Consider the following 19,613-nt stretch of genomic DNA (forward strand, 5'->3'; position numbering starts at 1 on the left):
CCGGCCCCAACTGGGGCGCACCCCCGCCCCAACAATCCTGGAACCAACCACCCAAACCCAAACGCAACCCCTGGCCCATCATCGCCGCCGTCGCGGTTGTGCTCGTCGTCGCCGTCGCCGGCGTGGGTATCTGGCTGATGATCCGGCCCAAACCGGCGCCCCCGCCGCCCGACCCGATACCGGCCGACCGTCTGAGCGCGCTCCTATTGGGCCCGTCGGACATCAACTCCATCATGGGCTCGTCGACCATGGAGCCCGGCAAACCCATTCAGTCCATGGATACCTCGTCGGTGACGCTGTCGTCGCCGGACTGCCAGGGTGCGCTCTACACCAGCCAGGATCCGGTGTACGCGGGCAGCGGCTACACCGGAGTGAGCGGGCTGGTTTCCTCGGAACCGGGGGACAACTACGACCACTGGGTCAACCAAGCCGTGGTTCGCTTTCCGTCGGCCGATAAAGCCAAGTCGTTCATGCAGACCGCCGCCGGCAAGTGGAAAGGCTGTGCCGGCAAGACGGTGACTGTGACGAACAAGGGCAAGACGTACCGGTGGACGTTCGCCCAAATCAACGGCAGCCCACCGAAAATGACGGTGCTGGACACCCAGGAAGGCGCCGACGGCTGGGAGTGCGAGCGCGCGATGAGTCAGGCGAACAACGTGATCGTCGACGTCAATGCGTGCGGCTACCACATCACCGATCAGGGCGGTCAGATCACCGACAAGATCGTCGGCAAAATCGCCACCGAGTAGTCATAACGAAAAGTCATACGGCTGGGTCGATTACAGATCCGGCCCCTCCGCGCGCAGATCATCGACCGCCGACATCGCGTCCCGCAACTTGGCGAGCCACTCCTCGGTGTGCTCACCCACCAGCTTGACCGCCCAGGCCAGCGCGTCGGCACGGGACCGGGCGACACCGGCGTCGACCAACGTGTCGAGCACCTGGCGTTCCGGCTGCTTCAAGCGCGTCATCACGGGTACTGCGATGTGCGTGAACAGAATTCGCTCGCTGCCGGTCTTGGAGCCGACCTCTACGCCCCAGGAAACCTTGCGGCCGTAGCGATCCTGCGCTTCGTCGGCGATGTTCATCCGCTCGGACCGGGTCTCCTCGCGGAAGCGCGACACCCGGCCTTCGGCGCGGGCCTCGCTCTCGTCGCCCTCGGGTTCCGCCAGCTTGCCGATGACGGTGATCTCTTCCCGGTCGACGATGACGGTGGGATCGCCGTCGAACCAGCTTTCGGGTAGGCGTCCGGCGAACCATTCCGCGGCGCCGCTGGCATCCGGTTGCTGGGCTTGGTGCCAGCCCCCCGGCCGGCCGTAGCGCCGCCCGGCGGTGTGATGTGATTTCATGATTACATAATTACACGCTTACACATCTATGGGAACAGTGTTCACCCGGAGCGAACCTGAGCGAGGTTGCGGACGCCGGCGGAGGGCGGCGAGTAGCACCGACACGACGCGCTGTCCGCCGCGCGAACGATCGCGTCCCTGCGCGGGAAAAGCGTTGATATGCATCGTCGGGCGGCGTATTTTTGGGAGCGAAGCAGGCCCGGAAGCGACCATCTCGAAGCGCCGGAAGAAGGGGAAGAAACCGGCCGCGTAGGACATAGTCCAACGCCCCCCAAGAGTCGCCCGGGCCTGCCCCTATTTGCGCTATGTGCTTGAGGCTGCCCGGCTGCGCGAACGGTTGGGCTCACCGCCTCGGCGAATACGGAAGAGTTTGACCTCGTTCTTGATGCCCTTGAGGCGGCGCGCCCCGGCGAACGACCCCTCGAAATCACCGGCGTCGCCGATGGTCTCCCAGACCGAATCGGCGACCAGCACCGTGCCCGGTCGCGCCACTCCGGTGACGCGGCTGGCCACGTTGACCGGACTACCGAACCAGTCCCCGGCCCGGCTGACCGCCATCCCGGACGCCACTCCGGCCCGCAACCGGGGAAAGTCGTTGTCGGTGTCGACGGTTTCGACGAGCTTCACCACGACATCGAGCAATGGCGCCGGTTCGGGGCAGACGAACATCACCGCGTCGCCGATCGACTTGATGAACCGCACCGGCGGTGTGGTCACGTCGCGGGCGAGGTAGCCCAGCCGGGTGGCGAGCTGGCCCAGGTCTTCGGCCGGAATCGCCTCACCGAGCCGGGTGAACCCGACGAGGTCGGCGAAGGCGACGGTGACCTGGCGCGCTCCGGGCAGCGGCTTGCCCGCGGCCCGCTCCGCGGCGTTGACCGCCTCGGTTTCCATCGTGTGGCGCAGCTGCATGAACAGCATGTTCTCGACGAGCGGCCCGAGCAGCGGCGCGATCCGGCCGACCAACGCCTTGGACGCCTTGGCGATTTCCAGCTCGGTGGCGCCGGGCCGCATAATCGCCGACAGCGCGGTGAAGCGCATGACCTCGGCGGTGCGCGACAGGCCTTCGGCGAGCACCCGGACCACGAGCACCAGTTTGTCGGGATCCAGGCCTAGTTCGAGGAATCGCTGGGTCAAGGCTGCGGCCTCGCCGTCGGCGCGCATGTGCACGGCGGCGTCGGGGTCGTCGACCCGGGCCAGACCAATAGCGCGCTGCACCCGCTGGAGCAGATCCAGGTCGATGCCGTAGGTCTCGCTGATCTCCCGGGTGGACACGTACGTGCCGTCGTCGCCGATCAGGTGGCGGCTGGCCAGCAGCAGCGGCGGGTGGGCCGTCCGAATTTCTTCGGCGGTGATGCCCTGCTCGAGCAGCCACTCCACGAGCTCCGCACGCTCGGCCCGCGCGGTGCCCTCGAGACCGTCGAGCAGATCCTCGTCCACGTGGTCAACGTACAACGCCGCCGCGCGATGATGTGCGGTGATGAGTACACCGCTACTCCAGGGATTCCCGCCGGTTGTCGACGAGCGCGCCACGGTGCTGGTCCTGGGGTCATTTCCGAGTGTCCAATCGCTGGCGGCCGGCCAGTATTACGCGAACCCGCGAAACGCGTTCTGGCCAATCATCAGTGAGCTTTTCGGCGTCGACGCGACCGCGCCGTATGACTCGCGGCTGCGCGCGCTGCGATCACACGGTGTCGCGCTCTGGGATGTGCTGCACCGGTGCCGCCGGGTCGGCAGCGCGGACTCGGCGATCGACCCTAAAAGCTTGGTGGCCAACAACTTTGCCGAGCTCTTCGCCAAGTACCCGGCCATCGCGCGGGTCTACTTCAACGGTGCCAAGTCGGCCGATCTCTATCGCCGGCTGGTCCCTCCGGTCGCAGGGATCCACTACCAACGGTTGCCTTCGACCAGCCCGGCTCATGCCGTGCGCCCAGGCGTCAAACTTGCGGCCTGGCGGGTGATCTCCGCAACGTCATGAGAGCGGCGGGCGCCGGTGGGCCCACGGTCTGGCCGACTCGAGCTGGGCGGAGAGCGACAACAGCGTCGCTTCGTCGTACGGCCGGCCGACCAGTTGTATCGCCAACGGCAGTCCGTCGCCGTCGAAGTCCCACGGCACCGCCGCGGCCGGCTGGCCGGTCAGGTTCCACACCTGCTGATAAGGAACACGCTGCCCCGCCGCCAGCAGCGTCCAGGTGGCGCCGCGGCGTTGGTAGGCGCCGATCCGCGACGGGCCCGTCGCGTTGCCCGGCGTGACGACGACGTCGACATCGTCGAAGATCGACTGCACCCGATTGCTCAGCGACGCCTCCGCGGCGCGCAGCGCGGCCATCCGCCGATCGGAGAAGAACGATCCCGCCCGCGCCAGATTTCGGGTGCGCGCTTCGAGGCGTTCCGGGTGGGCCAGCGCGTCGGCGTCGTCGCATATGCCCCGCAGATAGCGCGGCAGGTAGTTCGCGTAAAGCGTCGGCGGATATTCGGGGTCGCGCGTGATGACCTCGTGGCCCAGCTCGCGAAGCAGCGCACCGGCCTCCTCGACCGCCGCGAGCTGTCGCTTCCCGACCCTGGCGGGGAACGGCGTTGGAACCTTGGTGCTCAAGGCGATTCGCAGCTTGCCGGGATCGCGAGCGGCCGCGGCCACGAACTCGCCTTCGGGTCCGGGCACGGTCGTCGTCGCGTCCAGAAACAGGGCGGCGTCCATGACAGACCGGGCGATCGGGCCGTTGACGCTCAGCCCGTACCAGGCGTCGTCATGCGGCTCCAGCGAGATCCGGTCGCGTTGCGGTTTCAGCCCGAACAGCCCACACCAGGTCGCCGGGATCCGGATGGAACCACCGCCGTCGGATCCAAGCGCGAGCGGCGCCAGCCCGGCGGCCACTGCCGCGGCGCTGCCACCGCTGCTGCCACCCGGCGTCCGCTTCAGGTTCCACGGGTTGCGGGTCGCCCCGAACGTCAACGACTCGGTGTAGGGAAACATCATCAGCTCGGGCACATTGGTCTTGCCGATGACGACCGCACCGGCGGCGCGTAGTCGGCGGACCACTTCCCCGTCGGACGTCACCGCGGGACGGTGTCCCCCGCTGCCGAAGGTCGTCACCTCGCCGGCGACGTCGACGTCGTCCTTGATCGCGATCGGCACCCCGAGCAGCGGCAAGCGCTCACCGGCGTCGAGGCGGTCCTGCGCCATCGCGGCCTCGTAACGCGCGGTGTCCGAGAGCACCACGCGGTAGCAGCGCAACTCGCTGTCCAGCCGCGCAATCCGCTCCAGGTAGACCTCGAGCAGCTCCGGGGCGGTCAGTTCACCGTCGGCCAGCATCCGGGCCTGTTCGGCCGCGCCGGCAAAGGCCACCTCGCGAGCGTCCACTGCGGCAGCGTATCGCCCCGAATGAGCCAGCCAGTACCGTAGGCGACATGTCCTGCGTGTTCTGTGCGATCGCCGCCGGGGAGGCCCCGGCCGACAAGATCTACGAGGACGACGACTACCTCGCGATCCTCGACATCCGCCCGTTCACCCGCGGGCACACCCTGGTGCTCCCCAAGCGCCACACCGTCGATGTCACCGACACCCCGCCGCAGACGCTGGCCGAGATGATCACCATCGGCCAACGAATCGCGCGCGCGGCCCGCGCGACCGAGTTGGCCGACGCGACGAACATCGGGATCAACGACGGCCCCGCCGCTTTTCAGACGGTGCGCCACATTCATCTGCACGTGCTGCCGCGGCGCAACGGCGACAAGCTTTCGGTCGCCAAGGGGATGCTGCTGCGCCGCGACCCGGACCGGGAGGGCACCGGCCGGATTCTGCGGGACGCCCTCGCCCGGATCGACGCAAGTCAGTCAGACTGAACCAATGGACAATCTGACAATGGTGGAGCGCCTGGTACTCGTCCCGTTCCTGCGCATTCACGACGCCGTCTACCGGAAGACCGACGGCCGCATCGGACACCGGATCCCGGGAATGCCGCCCAGCCTCCTGTTGCACACCGTCGGCGCGAAGACCGGTCAGCCGCGGAGCAGCACGCTGACCTACGCGAAGGACGGCGACTCGTATCTGGTCGTCGCGTCCGCCGGCGGCAACGACAAGTACCCCGGCTGGTACCACAACCTGCGGAAGCAGCCGAATGCCGAGATCAACGTCGGCTCCAGGCGACTCCCGGTCACCTCGCGCACGATCGCCCCTGACGACTCCGACTATCCGAGGATGTGGGAGCTCGTCAACAAGAACAACGCCAACCGGTACAGCGGCTACCAGAGCCGGACGTCGCGGCCGATCCCGGTCATCGCGTTGACGCCCGCATAAAAACTGCACGAGCTGCGGAAAAGCGTCAGCAAACCCTGCCGAGCGGTTTATTCTGCCCTAGCGCGGTGAAGCCGGGATGCGTTCACCGCAAAGCGCGGACCGGCTGGAGCGGCGATGACACGCTGGACGGGAAATCCCTGGCGGCGCCTCGGCCTGCCCGCGCACATCGGTTGGCTGGTCGCCGGAGGGTACGGTGTGGCGGCCCTGCTGGTCGCGGCCTCGTCGATCTGGCGCTGGCGCGGCGCGTATGCGACTCGGCCCGTCGACGAAGTCGTGTTCGCGCTGTGTCTGGTGGCGGCGGCGGCATGCGCCGGCTATGCGGCCCGTTGCTCGACGGAGCGGCGCCGCCGATTCGGCTGGCTGGCACTGGTGACCGCCCTCGTGGGCTGGGCGATCGGTGAGGTCCTCTGGTCGGTGTATGAGGTGCGTCCGGTAATCGAGCACGCCAGGCACCCCGCCGCGGCTGAGGCCGTGTTCACTTTGTATCCGATCGGGGCCCTGACTTCTTTGGTCCTGTTGTCCAAACTGTCTCGCCACAGTCCGCGCCGACTCGTGCTGGACGGTCTGATCGTGGCGACCTCGCTGTTCGTCATCTCGTGGGTATTCGTCCTCGACAAACAGCTGCGCGAGGACACCGGCTCACGGCTGGCCACGCTCGTGGAGGTCTTTGCCGATGTCGTCATCCTGTCGACGGCGATCCTGATGCTGTCACGGGCCCGTCCCGGCGAACCCCCGAGCCGGACCCTGCTGGGCGGCGGGATCGGGACGATCGCCATCTCCGACATCGCGATGGTTTTCCAAACTGGGGTGGGCAGCTATCACCTGGGCGATCTGTCCGACCTAGGGCGGGTGGCCGGCTTCGCCCTGATAGCGCTGGCCGGCCTTACCAGCGTCCGCGAGTCGCCCGTGGCGTCGCCGCCAAATCAGACACCGTTGCGCGCCCTGCTCTGGCTGCCATACCTGCCGCTGCTGCTGGCAGCCGCGGTCGGGCTGGGCCACGCACTGGGCCAGATGGCGCACGGGCCGCTGCTCGCCGCCCTCGGCATCCTCGTCGCCGGCGTGCTCGTTCGACAATTCCTGGTCCTGGTCGAAAACCAGAGATTGTTGTCCGAAGTCGCGCGGGAAGCGTTTCGTGACAGCCTGACCGGTCTGGCAAATCGGACACAGTTCCTGCGCGAATTGGAACAGGCCGTCGCTCAACGCCTTCCCGACGCGACACCCATTGCGGTGTTGTGCCTCGATCTCGACAACTTCAAGTTGGTCAACGACGCGTTGGGCCACCCGGCCGGCGACGAACTGCTGATCCGCGTCGCCGGGCGGCTCACCGCCTCGCTCGGGGAGGACGGCACCGTGGCGCGCCTGGGTGGCGACGAATTCGCCGTCCTCATGGAGGGTTCGGTCGAAGAATTGCAAGAGGCGGCGCACCGGGTTCTGCAGGCCTTCACCGCGCCGATCGTGATCGACGGTGTGCCGGTGGCGGTCCGGCCGAGCATCGGCTTCACAATGGCCACCGCAGACTCCACTTGCACCGTCGACCAGCTCATCCGGCACGCCGACTTGGCAATGTATGCCGCCAAACGCGAAGGCGGCCAACGTATCCGAAGCTTCGTGCCCGATCTGCCCCTGTCCCAGGGGTTCCAGCAGTTCAGTGACCCGCCGATGGCGGCCGTCGAAGATCGGCTAGCCGCCACCGCCGTGCACCATGAAACGGAGCCCGCGGTCGAGCCTATGGCCGAAGTCAGGGTGACCACACCGGACCAACCGCACGACAGACCCGACGGCGTTCGGTGGCCGCCGAGGTCAATCCGAATTGCCCTGGGGCTGTTGCTGGTTGGTGTGATCGCCTTCGGCGCGACGAGCATCCTCAACCCGAGCGCCGGGCACAGCGTCTTCTCCAAATCCGCGTACGCGGCGTTGAACCTTTTGGCGGCCGCGGTGATTGCCTCTCGCGCGTATCGCGTGCCGGCCGACCGTTTGGGCTGGGCCCTGATCGCGGCCGGCATGGCGGTTTCGGCGCTGGGTGACGTCATCTACGACCTACGCGTGCCGGACGGTCAGTCACCCTCGGTGGCCGACCCGGAGTACGTCCTGTTTTACCCGTTGGTTTATGCCGGGCTCGTCGTAGTCATGCGGGCGCGCCTGACGCGGGTGCCGATCCCGATCCGGCTCGATGCGCTGGTGTGCGGGCTGGCCACCGCCGCGGTGGCCGTGGCGCTGTGGACGGGACCCATCCACGCGGCCGCGACCCGCGCACCGGCAACCGTACTCATGGGCCTGATCTATCCATGCGGCGACCTGGTGCTGCTGGCCCTGGTCGCCGGCATGCTGCCGATACTCGGGTGGCGCAACGGATTGCGTTGGGGCCTACTCGTTTTGGGCTTTATCGGTTTCGCTGTCGCGGATACGGCGTATTTATTTCAGACCTCCGAGGGCACATACCGGGTCGGCAGCGCGCTCGACGCCCTCTGGCCCGCTGCGTCGCTACTGGTGGCGACGGCGAGCTGGACCCCGAGGTCGTCCGTGGTGCCGCTGCCGCGACGCGGGCTTAGCTACTACGCCATGCCGGTGGCGTGCACGGTCGCGGCGCTTGCGGTCGTCGTCTTGAGTCAGCACTCCCGCCTGGCGGCCACCCTCGCCGCGCTGAGCCTGATCGCGGTCACCGCGCGGTTTTCCGTCACCTTCCGCGACGTCAGCATGCAGGCCGAAAGCCACAAGCTGGCGATGACCGACGAGCTGACGGCGCTGCCCAATCGGCGATCGCTGGCGACGGCCCTCACCGCGCTGGCCGACTCCGTGCGGACGGGACCCCAACCGACAAACTCACCGGAACTCTCTCCTGCACTGAGAACCCCCTCACGCCAAGCGCTTCTGATAGTGAAGCTCTGTGACTTTCACAAGATCACCGGCTCGATCGGCCGCCACTTCGGCGACGAACTGTTGTGCCGCGTAGCGGATCGAATTGAGAAGAGCGTCCGCCGCGAGGACGTGGTCGCCCGCACCGGTGATGACGAGTTTGCGATTCTGCTTGCCGATGGGCCCGACGTCATTGCCGTTCGCGCACAGGCAGGTCGCTTACTCGAGGCGTTGAGCGAGCAGTTTGCGCTGGATCCGATGACCGTGCAAGTCGACGCGTGCATCGCGATCGCGCTGTACCCGGACCACTGCGACCACCCACAGGAGCTGCTGAATCGGGCGGAAACGGCCATCCCGCAAGCCAAGACCGCCAATAGCAAGATCGCGGTGTATGAGCCGGCGTTCGAGCTGTATCGCGACAACGACCCCAACCTGATCGACGAACTACGCGCGGCGCTGTTCGACGGTGACGAACTGACGCTGTATTACCAGCCGAAGATCAATGCGCGCGACGGCAGCGTGCACAGCGTCGAGGCGCTGCTGCGCTGGCACCATCCCACCCGCGGATTACTGCTACCCGAGGAATTCCTGCCCGCCGCCGACCGCGCCGGCCTGATGCGAAAGGTGGCCAACCGCACGCTCAATCGCGCCCTCGAACAGATCCGGTCCTGGCGTGGGCAGGGCATCGCGCTCGCCGTCGCCGTCAACCTCTCGACAACGAACCTGCTCGACCTCGACCTGGTCGGCACCATCGAACGGCTGCTGCAGACCTACGGCTTGCCCCCCGACGCCCTCATCATCGAGATCACCGAGAGTGCGCTCGTCGATTCGGCGCGATCCCGAAACACCGTCGCCGAGTTGCAACGCCTCGGCGTTCGCATTTCGATCGACGACTACGGCACCGGGTGGTCGTCGCTGGCACGCCTGCAGGACGTCTCGGTCGACGAGCTGAAACTCGACCGGATATTCGTGGCGCGGCTGGCCCAAGACCCGCGATCGGTCGCCATCGTGCGCTCCACGGTGGCCTTGGCGCGCAGCCTCGGAGCCGACCTGGTCGCCGAGGGAGTCGAAGACGAGATCACGCTCAGCGCGCTGCGGCGGTATGGCTGCACGATCACGCAGGGCTTCGTCCACAGCCCGCCACTGCCCGCACCCGAATTGCGGCGGTGGATCGCCAGCCACGCACCCGGTTCGGATTCGAAATCCGAAGCGGGAGTGAGCGACTGATCGGCTAGAAGAGCTCCTTCGCCAGCAATTCCAGGGTCGCCACGCGCGCCGGCGCGGTCTTGGGATCGGTACCGCGATGGGCCGAGGCGACCGGGTTGACCATCACCTCGTCGACGCCGAACCGTTCGGCAAATGCCCGCACCTGTTCGGCGGCCTCTGCGGGCGCACCCAGCACGGCACGCTGCAGGCCGCTTTCCACGATGCGCTGCTGCTGCGGTGTCAGCTCCGCGACTTGAGCTTCCTCGACCAGGGGCACCGGCCCGAGCGGCTGCCCGGTCCGTAGCTTCGCCATCATCTGGAGGTTGGGCAGCATCAACGCCGTTGCCTCGTCGCGTGTTTCGGCGACCGCGGCGTTGACCGTCAGAAACGTCACCGGCTCCGCCGCGAGGTCGCTGGGCCTGAACCGGGAGCGGTAGAGCTCGAGCGCCTCTTCGGTTCCCTTGCCGGAGAAGTGATGGGCGAACACGTACGGCAGCCCCTTGGCGGCGGCCAAATGCGCCGAGTACATCGACGATCCCAGCAGCCACAGTCGCGGTTCGGTGGCGGCGGCCGGGGTGGCCTTCAGCGTGTAGTCCCCGGAACGCAGTGGCACCCGCACTCCGCGCGCACTCATCAGTGCCGCCACGTCGTCGAGGTATTCGGGGAAGTGCTCGATGTCTTCCTCGCCACGGCCGCCGCGCAGGGCATACGACGTCACTGGGTCCGACCCTGGCGCCCTGCCGATGCCTAAGTCGATCCGACCCGGGGCGGCCGCCTCCAGCAGCGCGAACTGCTCGGCCACCGCCAGCGGCGCGTGGTTGGGCAGCATCACGCCACCCGACCCGAGCCGCATCTGTGAGGTCTGCGCGGCCAGGTAGGCGATCAAGACCGGCGGGCTGGTGGCCCCCACCGACGGCATGTTGTGGTGTTCGGCGACCCAGTAGCGGGTGAAACCCAGACGATCGGCGGACTGCGCCAGCGCCACGGTGGCCGCCAGCGCATCGGAGGTCGTCTGATCGGTGCGCACCGGGACGAGGTCAAGGACGGAAAGTCGCACGATGGCGTCAACGCATGCGGGCCGGCGAACGTTCCCGGCTCAGGGCTGTTGGGTGTGAACACAGGGCGGGATTTTGGCCGATTTGTCGCCCAGGCTGCACACTCAACGCCGTCAGCGGAGATCGTTGACGTCGCACGCTCAGTAGTCCTTGAGGGTGAGCGAGTTCACGATGTTGTCGAAGACGTCCTGCGGGATCGGCGCACCGCCGGGGATGTTGTCGATCACCAGCCACTGGTTGCGCTTGACGTAGTCGTGAAACTCCTTGTGGTAGTTGGCAAAGCCGAGTTCGTAGTCCTCGCCCGCCGCGGCGAGCTCACCCGCCAGGACGTAGGCGCCCAGCAGCGCGACGCTGGTGCCCTGGCCCGACAACGGCGAGCAGCAATACCCGGCGTCGCCGACGAGGGCCACCCTGCCCTTCGACCAGCGGTCCATCTTGATCTGCGCCATCTCGTCGAAGTAGAAGTCCGGAGCGCTCCGCATGTACTCCAGCAGCTGCGGGCGCACCCAGCCGTCGTCGGCCATCCGCCGTTCCAACTCGACGAGCTGGGCCTCGGTGTCGCGGTAATCGATCCGCAGGTCGGGATCCATGAAGCCGACCATGGCCCGGGCCTCGGAGTTGTCGCGCGCGCTGTAGAGGCCGACCATGGTGGAGTCGCCGTAATGCCACCGCTGCCAGTAGTCGAGGTCCAGGAAGTTGGGCACGGTGAAGATCGCCGCGTGGGTACCCAGCCGCTCGATGAATTGCTCCTCCGGGCCGAAGGCCAGTCGGCGCACGTTGGAGTGCAACCCGTCGGCGCCGATCACCAGGTCGAAGCTGCGCGCGGCGGCGCGCTCGAACGTCACCGCGACCGAGGTGCCGTCGTCCTCCAACGCGACGATGCTGTCGTCGAACAGGTATTCGGTGTTCAGTTGGGTTGCCTCGTAAAGCAATTCGACGAGATCGTCACGCAGCAGTTCGATGTCGGGGTTGGCGATGAGCCCGCCGGTCGGCGTCGATTCGGTGTCCTGGGACAGCTCGTTGCCGTCGCGGTCGACGACGGACGCGCCCCTGATGCGGGTGCGGCGGTGATCGGCGGCGGCCCGCAGCGCCATGCGTTCGAGCACGCTCAGGGCCGGGCCCCGCACGTCGATGGCCTGACCGCCCGGCCGCAGCCCAGGATGGCGTTCCACCACGGTTACCGAATAGCCATGGTGCGCAAGCCAATACGCCGCAGTCGTGCCGGCCACGCTGGCGCCGGACACCAGAATATCGGTCACTTGATTCCTGCCAGCCTCTTCGCGTGGGTGAAGACGTCGTCGAGCATTACCGGAGTCAACCTACCGGTGAACATGTTTTGCTGGCTGGGGTGGTAGCAGCCGAGCAGACGCACGCCGGACGGCAGCGTCGCGACGGCCCCATGCCCGAACCGCGGTTTGCGCATTCCGGCCACGCCGGGTAGCCGCAGCGCGATCTGCCAGGCGAACCCGCCCAGGGCGACGACGACGCGCACATGGTCGGACACCAATCGCCATTCGGCATCCAGCCAGGGCCAGCAGGTGTCCCGTTCCGCGGTGGTCGGCGCGTTGGCCGGAGGTGCGCAACGCACGGGTGCGGCGATCCGAATTCCGTTGGCCCGCAAGCCGTCCGCGGCGTCGACGCTGGTCGGTGAATTCACCAGCCCGGCGCGATAGAGCGCCGCGTAAAGCTGATCCCCGGACCTGTCGCCGGTGAACATGCGGCCCGTCCGGTTGGCGCCGTGCGCGGCGGGCGCCAACCCGACGATCAACACCCGCGGGCGTTCGGATCCCCACCCCGGCACCGGGCGCCCCCAATAGGGCTGGTCGGCAAAGGCTCTGCGCTTGATGACGGCGACATCTTCCCGCCAACTGACCAGCCGCGGGCAGGCACGGCACACGCTGACCACCGCATCGAGCTCCGGTATCGAAGCGGCCCAGGCGGCCAGCGCCGAAACCTGCGCGGCGTCGGCGGCCACCGGGGTCTGCGGGGTGGCCGGGTCGCCCGGCCAACCGCTGCCGGGCGCGACGGGAGAGCCGAACGCCTGGCCGGTATTCGGATGGGCGAGCACATGAACATCCTGCATTCACGCGGTGCGACCGAAAAATTCGGTCGCCCTAAATGCGGCTTTGGCATAAATTCAGCCGCGATATCCCATGAAAAGCACCGGCCCCGCGGTTCTGATCCTGTTCGCCACGCTGATGGCGGCGGCGGGAACCGGCATCTCGATCGTCGCGTTCCCCTGGCTGGCGTTGCAACACAACGGCAGCGCGCGGGAGGCGTCCATCGTGGCGGTAGCGATGACGCTGCCGCTGGTGCTGTCCACGCTGGTCGCGGGCACGGCCGTCGACTCGTTCGGGCGGCGCCGGGTGTCGCTGGTCTCCGATTCGCTGTCCGGCACCGCGGTGGCCGCCGTGCCGCTGATCGCCTGGTTTTTCGGTCCGAGAGCGATCAACGTCGTCGACCTCGCGGTGCTGGCCTTCTTCGCGGCCGCTTTCGACCCGGCGGGGACCACGGCGCGGGAGTCGATGCTGCCCGAGGCCGCCGGCCGGGCGCGCTGGTCGCTGGACCGGACCAACAGCATCTACGAGGCGATTCAGAACCTCGGGTTCATCGTCGGTCCGGGTATCGGCGGTTTGATGATCGCCACGGTCGGGGGCGTCAACACGATGTGGCTCACCGCCGGGTTGTTCGGGTTGTCGATCCTTGCGATCGCGGCGCTGCGGCTCGAGGGTGCCGGCAAGCCACATCACGCGACCCGGCCCACCGGGCTGGTGTCCGGCATCGCCGAGGGGCTGCGATTCGTCTGGAACCTGCGGGTGCTACGGACGCTCGGGGTGATTGACTTGTTCGTCACCGCGCTGTACTTGCCGATGGAAAGCGTGCTGTTTCCAAAGTATTTCGCCGACCGCCACCAACCGGCGCAGCTGGGTTGGGCGTTGATGGCGCTGGCGATGGGTGGCGTGGCGGGCGCGCTCGGCTATGCGGTGCTGTCGAGATTCATGCGGCGACGCGCGGCCGTGCTGACCGCGACCCTCACCTTCGGTGCGGCAACGGTCGGAATCGCGTTCCTGCCGCCGTTGCCGGTGATCCTGGCGCTGTGCGCGGTGACCGGCGTGGTCTACGGGCCGATTCAGCCGATCTACAACTACGTGATGCAGACGCGGGCGCCGCATCATCTGCGCGGTCGAGTGGTCGGCGTGATGACGGGGCTGACCTATGCCGCCGGCCCGTTGGGCCTGCTGGTGGCGGGTCCCCTGGCGGACGCCGCCGGACTGAAGGCCACGTTCTTGACGCTGGCGGTGCCCATCCTGTTGATCGGGCTCGTCGCCTGCGGGCTGCCGTCGCTGCGCGAACTGGACCGCGCGCCGAAGTTCGCTGTCGAACCCCGACCTTGAAACGGCCTAGGATCGGGCCGTGAACTCGGATGCGCTGGCCGGCCTGATCGCCGGGCTGCCCGACGGGACCGTCGTCACCGACCCCGCGATTACCGAGGGCTACCGCCAAGACCGCGCCTTCGACCCATCGGCCGGCAAGCCGCTGGCCGTCGTCCGGCCACGCACCACCGAAGAGGTCCAGACGGTGTTGCGCTGGGCCACGACCAACCGGGTGCCGGTGGTGCCGCGGGGAGCCGGCAGCGGGCTGTCGGGCGGAGCGACGGCGCTGGACAACGGGATTGTGCTGTCGACGGAGAAAATGCGCGACATCACCGTCGATCCGGTCACCCGCACCGCGGTATGCCAGCCCGGGCTGTTCAACGCCGAGGTGAAGAAGGCCGCCGCCGAGCACGGCCTGTGGTATCCGCCGGATCCGTCGTCGTTCGAGATCTGCAGCATTGGAGGCAACATCGCGACCAATGCGGGCGGACTGTGCTGCGTGAAGTACGGCGTCACGACCGACTACGTGCTGGGCATGCAGGTGGTGCTCGCCGACGGCACCGCGGTGCGCCTGGGTGGCCCGCGTTTGAAGGACGTAGCCGGCCTCTCGCTGTCCAAGCTGTTCGTGGGCAGCGAAGGCACGCTGGGCGTCATCACCGAAGTGACGCTGCGGCTGCTGCCCGCCCAGAACGTGTCGAGCGTGGTGGTAGCCACCTTCGCGACGGTGGAGTCGGCGGTGGACGCGGTCCTCGGGGTCGCCGCGCGGCTGCGCCCGTCGATGCTGGAGTTCATGGATTCGGTGGCGATCAACGCCGTCGAGGACACCCTGCGCATGGACCTCGACCGCGGGGCGGCCGCCATGCTGGTGGCCGGCTCCGATGAAAGGGGGCGCGCGGCGTCCGACGACGCCGAGGTGATCGCCGCCGTGTTCGCGGAAAACGGTGCAACGGAGGTGTTTTCGACCGACGACCCGGACGAGGGCGAGGCCTTCGTCGCCGCTCGCCGGTTCTGCATCCCGGCGGTGGAGGCCAAGGGCTCGCTGCTGCTCGAAGACGTCGGCGTGCCGCTGCCGGCGCTGGGCAAGCTGGTCACCGGGATCGAGCGCATCGCCGCCGAACGCGAGTTGATGATCTCCGTGATCGCGCATGCCGGCGACGGCAACACCCACCCGCTGATCGTGTACGACCCCGCCGATGCGGCCATGACAGAGCGCGCGCACCTCGCATTCGGCGAGATCATGGACCTCGCCGTCGGCCTGGGCGGCACCATCACGGGTGAGCACGGTGTCGGCCGGTTGAAGCGGCCGTGGCTGGACGGCTACCTCGGGCCCGAGGCAATGGAACTCAACCGGCGCATCAAGAAGGCGTTGGACCCGCTTGGCATCCTGAATCCCGGTGCGGCGATTTAGCTTTCGGTGTACCGACTGTGAATCTGGCGACGCGTTCGCGGCGTGTCGCGTCGTGAAATTCACGCTCGGCGGTTGGGGCGGCGTGCCTTAGAACGCGAAGCGGTTCAGCACGTCGTAATTGCCCAGCGGCGTGGCGTTGACCAGCCGCCACAGCAGGCGCAGCGGTGCCGACGGTATGCGCTCGTAGAGCGCCCCCACGGCGGACTGCTCGAGGAAGCGCAGCCGCGGGTTCCAGCGCTCGAGTTCGCGGGCGTCGCGGATGCCCCACTTGGTGATGCCCTTGGTGAGCACCTTGGACAACCGCGGCCCCATCGGCGAGGTCGTGTCGAAGAGGAGCTCGCCGCTGCCGAACCGGTCCGTGAGGCTCTGCAGCAGCATGCGCACCTGGGGCTCGGTGAGGTACATGACGAGACCCTCGGCGATCATCAGCATCGGGCGATCCGTCGGTATCTCGCCGAGCCAGTCGTCGGTCACCGACGAGCCGATCATCCGGTAGCCGTCGCGGTCGTCATACAGCTTGCGCCGCAACGCGATCACGTCGGGCTGGTCGACGTCGAACCACCGCACGGTTTCCGGCGGGTGCAGCCGGAACGCCCGGGTGTCCATGCCGCACCCGAGGTGCAGCACGACCGCGTCGGGATGGCGGCGCAAGAAGTCGGCGCTCCAGTCGTCGAACTGTTTGGCGCGCATGGTGACCAGGTACTGATTCGATCCGGGGTGCATGGCGCGGCGCATGCGGGCCCAGTCGTATTCGATGCGGTCCATGGCCTCAGCGGCCGCCGTGTCACCCAGAATCGGTGCTGGCGAACGGCTTTCGTATGCCCGCAGGTACAGCGTGCACAGGTTCGTCCATTCCACCGACCCCCACCGCACGTCGCGGAAGTCGACTTTGTCCGTCATCGTCATGACTTTCTCTTTCCCTCCCGATACTCGGTCCACATCCGCATCAACTGGTCGCGATAGTCCCGGGTGCAGAACTCGCAGAAATCGCGGAAGTCCTCTACGCGCTCCCGCTGCTCGGCGCGGTCCTCCCCCAGCACCGACAGCGCGAACTCGGCCGGCTCGATACCCAGACGCATCAGTGATAGCTGCGTTTCCATCACGCTGGTGAACCCGCCCGGCGTGACCCGGTAGAGGTGTTGACGGTTGGGGCTTGGCAACCGCTCGACCATGCCGCCTTCGAGCAGCTGCCGGGCGACGGTACTGATCGAGGCCTTGCTCACCGACAACGCATCGGCCAGCTGGCCCAACGACTGCTGCGGTGGATCGCAGATCAGTAGCCATCCGTATATCCGGCCCATGGTGCGGGTGGCGCCGAGGAGCTCGAAGAACAGCCCCATGCGGTCGACGAACTCGGCCTCTTCCGGTGACATCGGACTCCTACTTTTGTTCAGTACGAACTGAACGTACTGTACATGGTTTGCCACTGACCGGCACGTTGACATCAGCGCTGGAATGCCTTACATATAAGACATGTCGCTTGATCTGTCTCATAACGCGCCCGCTGCGTTCCGGCTCGCCACCGCCGACACCTGGCCCAACCCCTGGCCGATGTACCGCGCGCTGCGCGACCACGACCCGGTGCATCACGTCGTCCCCGAAGGCAGACCGGATCGCGACTACTACGTGCTGTCCCGGCACGCCGACGTCTGGGCGGCGGCCCGCGACCACGAGACGTTCTCGTCGGCGCAGGGACTGACGGTCAACTATGACGACCTGGAAATGATTGGGCTGCAGGACAATCCACCGTTCGTTATGCAGGACCCGCCGGTGCACACCGAGTTTCGCAAGCTGGTGTCGCGCGGTTTCACGCCGCGGCAGGTCGAGGCCGTCGAGCCCAAGGTGCACGAGTTCGTCGTCGAGCGCATCGAGAGGCTCCGCTCCGACGGCGGCGGCGACATCGTCACCGAACTGTTCAAGCCGCTGCCGTCGATGGTCGTCGCGCACTATCTCGGCGTGCCCGAGGACGATCGGGCCCAATTCGACGGCTGGACCCAGGCCATCGTCGCGGCGAACACCACCGAAGGCGGCGTCAGCGGCGCGCTGGAAAGTGCCGGCGATGCCGTCGGGTCGATGATGGCCTACTTCACGCGGCTGATCGAACGGCGGCGGACGGAACCCGAGGACGACACCATCTCGCACCTCGTCGCCGCCGGAGTCGGCGCCGACGGCGACATCTCCGGCACGCTGTCGATTCTGGCCTTCACGTTCACGATGGTCACCGGAGGCAACGACACCGTGACGGGGATGCTGGGCGGGTCGATGCCCTTGCTGCACCGGCGCCCCGACCAACGGCGACTTTTGGTCGCCGACCCGGCGCTGATCCCCGACGCGGTGGAAGAACTGCTGCGGCTGACCTCGCCGGTGCAGGGGCTGGCGCGCACGGCCACACGGGACGCGGCGATCGGTGACACGACCGTCCCGGCCGGCCGCAAAGTGTTGCTTCTCTACGCGTCCGCCAACCACGACGAACGCCAATACGGTTCGGACGCAGGCGAACTCGACGTGACCCGCCGCCCACGCAACATCCTGACTTTCAGCCACGGGGCGCACCACTGCCTGGGCGCGGCGGCGGCGCGGATGCAATCGCGGGTCGCGCTGACCGAACTGCTGGCCCGCTGCCCGGATTTCGAGGTGGACGAGTCCGCAATCGTCTGGTCCGGCGGCAGTTACGTCAGGCGCCCGCTGTCGGTGCCCATCACGGTGAAATCCTGATGCCCGACTGGCTGGCCTCGCACCGCAGCGAGGCGGCGGCGGACCGGATACTCGATGCCGCCGAGGAGCTTTACACGGTGCGCGACCAGGCATCGATCGGCATGAACGAAATTGCCCGTGCCGCAGGCTGTTCCCGCGCGACGCTATACCGGTACTTCGAGAACCGCGACGCCCTGCGCACCGCCTACGTGCACCGCGAGACCCGCCGGCTCAGCCGCGCGATCGCCGACGAGATCGACGGCATCGAGGATCCGCGCGAACGCCTGATTGCGAGCATCACCGCCACGTTGCGGATGGTTCGCGACAGCGCGGCATTGGCGGCGTGGTTCGCCGTCACCCGCCCCCCGATCGGCGGCGAGCTGGCCGAAAAGTCGGAGGTGATCACCGCGTTGGCCGCCGCGTTCGTGAGCTCGCTCGGTCCCGAAGAGCCCGCCGTCGTCGAACGCCGGGCCCGATGGGTGATTCGGGTGATCACGTCGCTGCTGATGTATCCGGGCCGCGACGAGGCGGACGAACGGGCGATGATCGAGGAGTTCGTCGTCCCGATCGTCACGCCGGTCGGCGCCCGTCACTAGTCGTCCACCCACGCGAGGACGCGGCGCCGCGCAACTATACCTATGTCTACTAGGGCTTTTTCGTCCAAACCGCTTTCTTGGGCGGCGCCGCAGCGCTATGTTATGGCCCATCGAGTTGTCGCAGAGCGATCGGTGGGGAGCAGACCAGGAGTCGAAGCGCGGGTGTCCGTGTGCGCACACGACGACGCGCTGCTACCGATAGCCAGCCAGCCGGCGCCACTCAGGAAGGATCGATAGTGACTTACCCGTGTTTGCCGCCCGAAATCAATTCGGCACGGATGCAAACCGGTGCGGGGCCGGGGCCCATGCGCGCGGCCTCATCGGCCTGGAGTGGGCTCGCCGGCGAATTGCGGTCGGCGGCGGACTCGTTTGCGTCGGTGACGTCGAACCTGTCGAGTGAGACGTGGCAGGGACCCGCGGCCGCAGCGATGGCGGCCGCAGCCGCGCCCTATGCCGCGTGGCTGAGCGCGGCGGCCGGGCATACCGAACGGGCCGCCGCCCAGGCCGCGGCAGTGGCGGCCTCGTTCGAGACGGCACACGCCGCCACCGTGCCCACGCCGGCGATCGCGGCCAATCGCGCTCTATTGGTGACGCTGGTGAGCACGAACTTTTTGGGGCTGAACACCCCGGCGATCGCGGCTACCGAATCCCATTACGACGAGATGTGGGCCCAGGACGTGACCGCCATGGCCCATTACCACGCCGGTGCGTCGTCGGCCTGGGCCGGGATGGCTCCGCTCACGCCGCTGCAGGCGAGGCTCCCGCAACTCGTCGCCACCTAATA

At 67.6% G+C, this 19,613-nt stretch carries 18 protein-coding genes; 10 read left to right on the forward strand and 8 right to left on the reverse strand.

Annotated elements, in window-relative coordinates; all coding sequences use genetic code 11:
- Positions 1-749, forward strand: a 749-nt coding sequence (locus tag A5736_RS06620) for a sensor domain-containing protein (RefSeq protein ID WP_139333169.1), incomplete at its 5' end; no start/stop codon positions are given.
- A 30-nt stretch (positions 750-779) separates the two neighbouring features.
- On the opposite strand, the gene A5736_RS06625 is transcribed toward A5736_RS06620, so the two are convergent.
- Together A5736_RS06625 and A5736_RS06630 are read right to left on the reverse strand one after the other, a co-directional pair.
- Positions 780-1,349 (reverse strand): hypothetical protein, encoded by a 570-nt coding sequence (locus A5736_RS06625; protein ID WP_076245206.1) that lies wholly within the window; start codon positions 1,347-1,349, stop codon positions 780-782.
- Between the two features lie 303 nt (positions 1,350-1,652).
- The gene (locus A5736_RS06630) at positions 1,653-2,801 is read right to left on the reverse strand and encodes an adenylate/guanylate cyclase domain-containing protein (protein WP_254848304.1); all 1,149 of its coding nucleotides are present in this window, start codon (positions 2,799-2,801) and stop codon (positions 1,653-1,655) included.
- 25 nt (positions 2,802-2,826) lie between these two features.
- On the opposite strand from A5736_RS06630, the gene A5736_RS06635 reads away from it, so the two are divergent.
- Entirely contained in the window at positions 2,827-3,324 is a 498-nt protein-coding gene (locus A5736_RS06635; RefSeq protein ID WP_076245240.1) for a DNA-deoxyinosine glycosylase, read from the forward strand.
- Here A5736_RS06635 and A5736_RS06640 read toward each other — a convergent pair.
- The gene (locus A5736_RS06640; RefSeq protein ID WP_076245207.1) at positions 3,319-4,707 is read right to left on the reverse strand and encodes an amidase; all 1,389 of its coding nucleotides are present in this window, start codon (positions 4,705-4,707) and stop codon (positions 3,319-3,321) included. The genes A5736_RS06635 and A5736_RS06640 overlap by 6 nt on opposite strands.
- 47 nt (positions 4,708-4,754) lie before the next feature.
- Between A5736_RS06640 and A5736_RS06645 the strand changes: the two genes are divergently transcribed.
- The 3 genes from A5736_RS06645 to A5736_RS06655 all read left to right on the forward strand — a co-directional run bounded on the left by A5736_RS06645 (position 4,755) and on the right by A5736_RS06655 (position 9,723).
- Positions 4,755-5,189 carry an HIT family protein gene (locus A5736_RS06645; RefSeq protein ID WP_076245209.1) on the forward strand — a complete coding sequence of 145 codons (435 nt, stop codon included), beginning with the start codon at positions 4,755-4,757 and terminating at the stop codon, positions 5,187-5,189.
- 4 nt (positions 5,190-5,193) lie between these two features.
- A complete protein-coding gene (locus A5736_RS06650) occupies positions 5,194-5,643 on the forward strand; it encodes a nitroreductase family deazaflavin-dependent oxidoreductase (protein WP_076245210.1) in 450 nt (149 codons plus the stop codon).
- A 114-nt stretch (positions 5,644-5,757) separates the two neighbouring features.
- A complete protein-coding gene (locus A5736_RS06655; RefSeq protein ID WP_083667215.1) occupies positions 5,758-9,723 on the forward strand; it encodes a bifunctional diguanylate cyclase/phosphodiesterase in 3,966 nt (1,321 codons plus the stop codon).
- A 4-nt stretch (positions 9,724-9,727) separates the two neighbouring features.
- Here the strand turns inward: A5736_RS06655 and A5736_RS06660 are convergent, their stop codons facing one another.
- The 3 genes from A5736_RS06660 to A5736_RS06670 form a co-directional block, all read right to left on the reverse strand.
- Complete coding sequence (locus A5736_RS06660; protein WP_076245212.1) at positions 9,728-10,759, reverse strand: LLM class flavin-dependent oxidoreductase; 1,032 nt, start codon at positions 10,757-10,759, stop codon at positions 9,728-9,730.
- Between the two features lie 138 nt (positions 10,760-10,897).
- Complete coding sequence (locus A5736_RS06665) at positions 10,898-12,016, reverse strand: FAD-binding protein (RefSeq protein WP_076245213.1); 1,119 nt, start codon at positions 12,014-12,016, stop codon at positions 10,898-10,900.
- The gene (locus A5736_RS06670) at positions 12,013-12,840 is read right to left on the reverse strand and encodes a uracil-DNA glycosylase (RefSeq protein WP_076245215.1); all 828 of its coding nucleotides are present in this window, start codon (positions 12,838-12,840) and stop codon (positions 12,013-12,015) included. The genes A5736_RS06665 and A5736_RS06670 overlap by 4 nt, the downstream gene beginning before the upstream one ends.
- Positions 12,841-12,910: 70 nt before the next feature.
- Between A5736_RS06670 and A5736_RS06675 the strand changes: the two genes are divergently transcribed.
- Positions 12,911-14,152, forward strand: coding sequence for an MFS transporter (locus A5736_RS06675; RefSeq protein ID WP_076245217.1), 1,242 nt, complete (start codon positions 12,911-12,913; stop codon positions 14,150-14,152).
- Positions 14,153-14,171: 19 nt separating this feature from the next.
- Positions 14,172-15,539, forward strand: coding sequence for an FAD-binding oxidoreductase (locus A5736_RS06680; protein WP_076245219.1), 1,368 nt, complete (start codon positions 14,172-14,174; stop codon positions 15,537-15,539).
- An 87-nt stretch (positions 15,540-15,626) separates the two neighbouring features.
- Here the strand turns inward: A5736_RS06680 and A5736_RS06685 are convergent, their stop codons facing one another.
- Together A5736_RS06685 and A5736_RS06690 are read right to left on the reverse strand one after the other, a co-directional pair.
- Positions 15,627-16,439: a class I SAM-dependent methyltransferase gene (locus tag A5736_RS06685; protein ID WP_175611213.1), complete on the reverse strand. Its 813-nt coding sequence runs from the start codon at positions 16,437-16,439 to the stop codon at positions 15,627-15,629.
- 2 nt (positions 16,440-16,441) lie between these two features.
- On the reverse strand, positions 16,442-16,912 hold the full coding sequence (locus A5736_RS06690; RefSeq protein ID WP_076245222.1) for a GbsR/MarR family transcriptional regulator: 471 nt from the start codon (positions 16,910-16,912) through the stop codon (positions 16,442-16,444).
- Positions 16,913-17,012: 100 nt separating this feature from the next.
- Here A5736_RS06690 and A5736_RS06695 point away from each other — a divergent pair, with 100 nt between their 5' ends.
- The 3 genes from A5736_RS06695 (at position 17,013) to A5736_RS06705 (ending at position 19,611) form a co-directional block, all read left to right on the forward strand.
- Entirely contained in the window at positions 17,013-18,254 is a 1,242-nt protein-coding gene (locus A5736_RS06695) for a cytochrome P450 (protein WP_076245224.1), read from the forward strand.
- Positions 18,254-18,829: a TetR/AcrR family transcriptional regulator gene (locus A5736_RS06700; RefSeq protein ID WP_076123763.1), complete on the forward strand. Its 576-nt coding sequence runs from the start codon at positions 18,254-18,256 to the stop codon at positions 18,827-18,829. Before A5736_RS06695 ends, A5736_RS06700 begins: the two co-directional genes overlap by 1 nt.
- Before the next feature lie 236 nt (positions 18,830-19,065).
- The gene (locus A5736_RS06705; RefSeq protein ID WP_083667217.1) at positions 19,066-19,611 is read left to right on the forward strand and encodes a PPE family protein; all 546 of its coding nucleotides are present in this window, start codon (positions 19,066-19,068) and stop codon (positions 19,609-19,611) included.
- Positions 19,612-19,613 lie beyond the last annotated feature (2 nt).

Source organism: Mycobacterium sp. SP-6446 (assembly GCF_001954045.1).
Taxonomy (GTDB): Bacteria; Actinomycetota; Actinomycetes; order Mycobacteriales; family Mycobacteriaceae; genus Mycobacterium.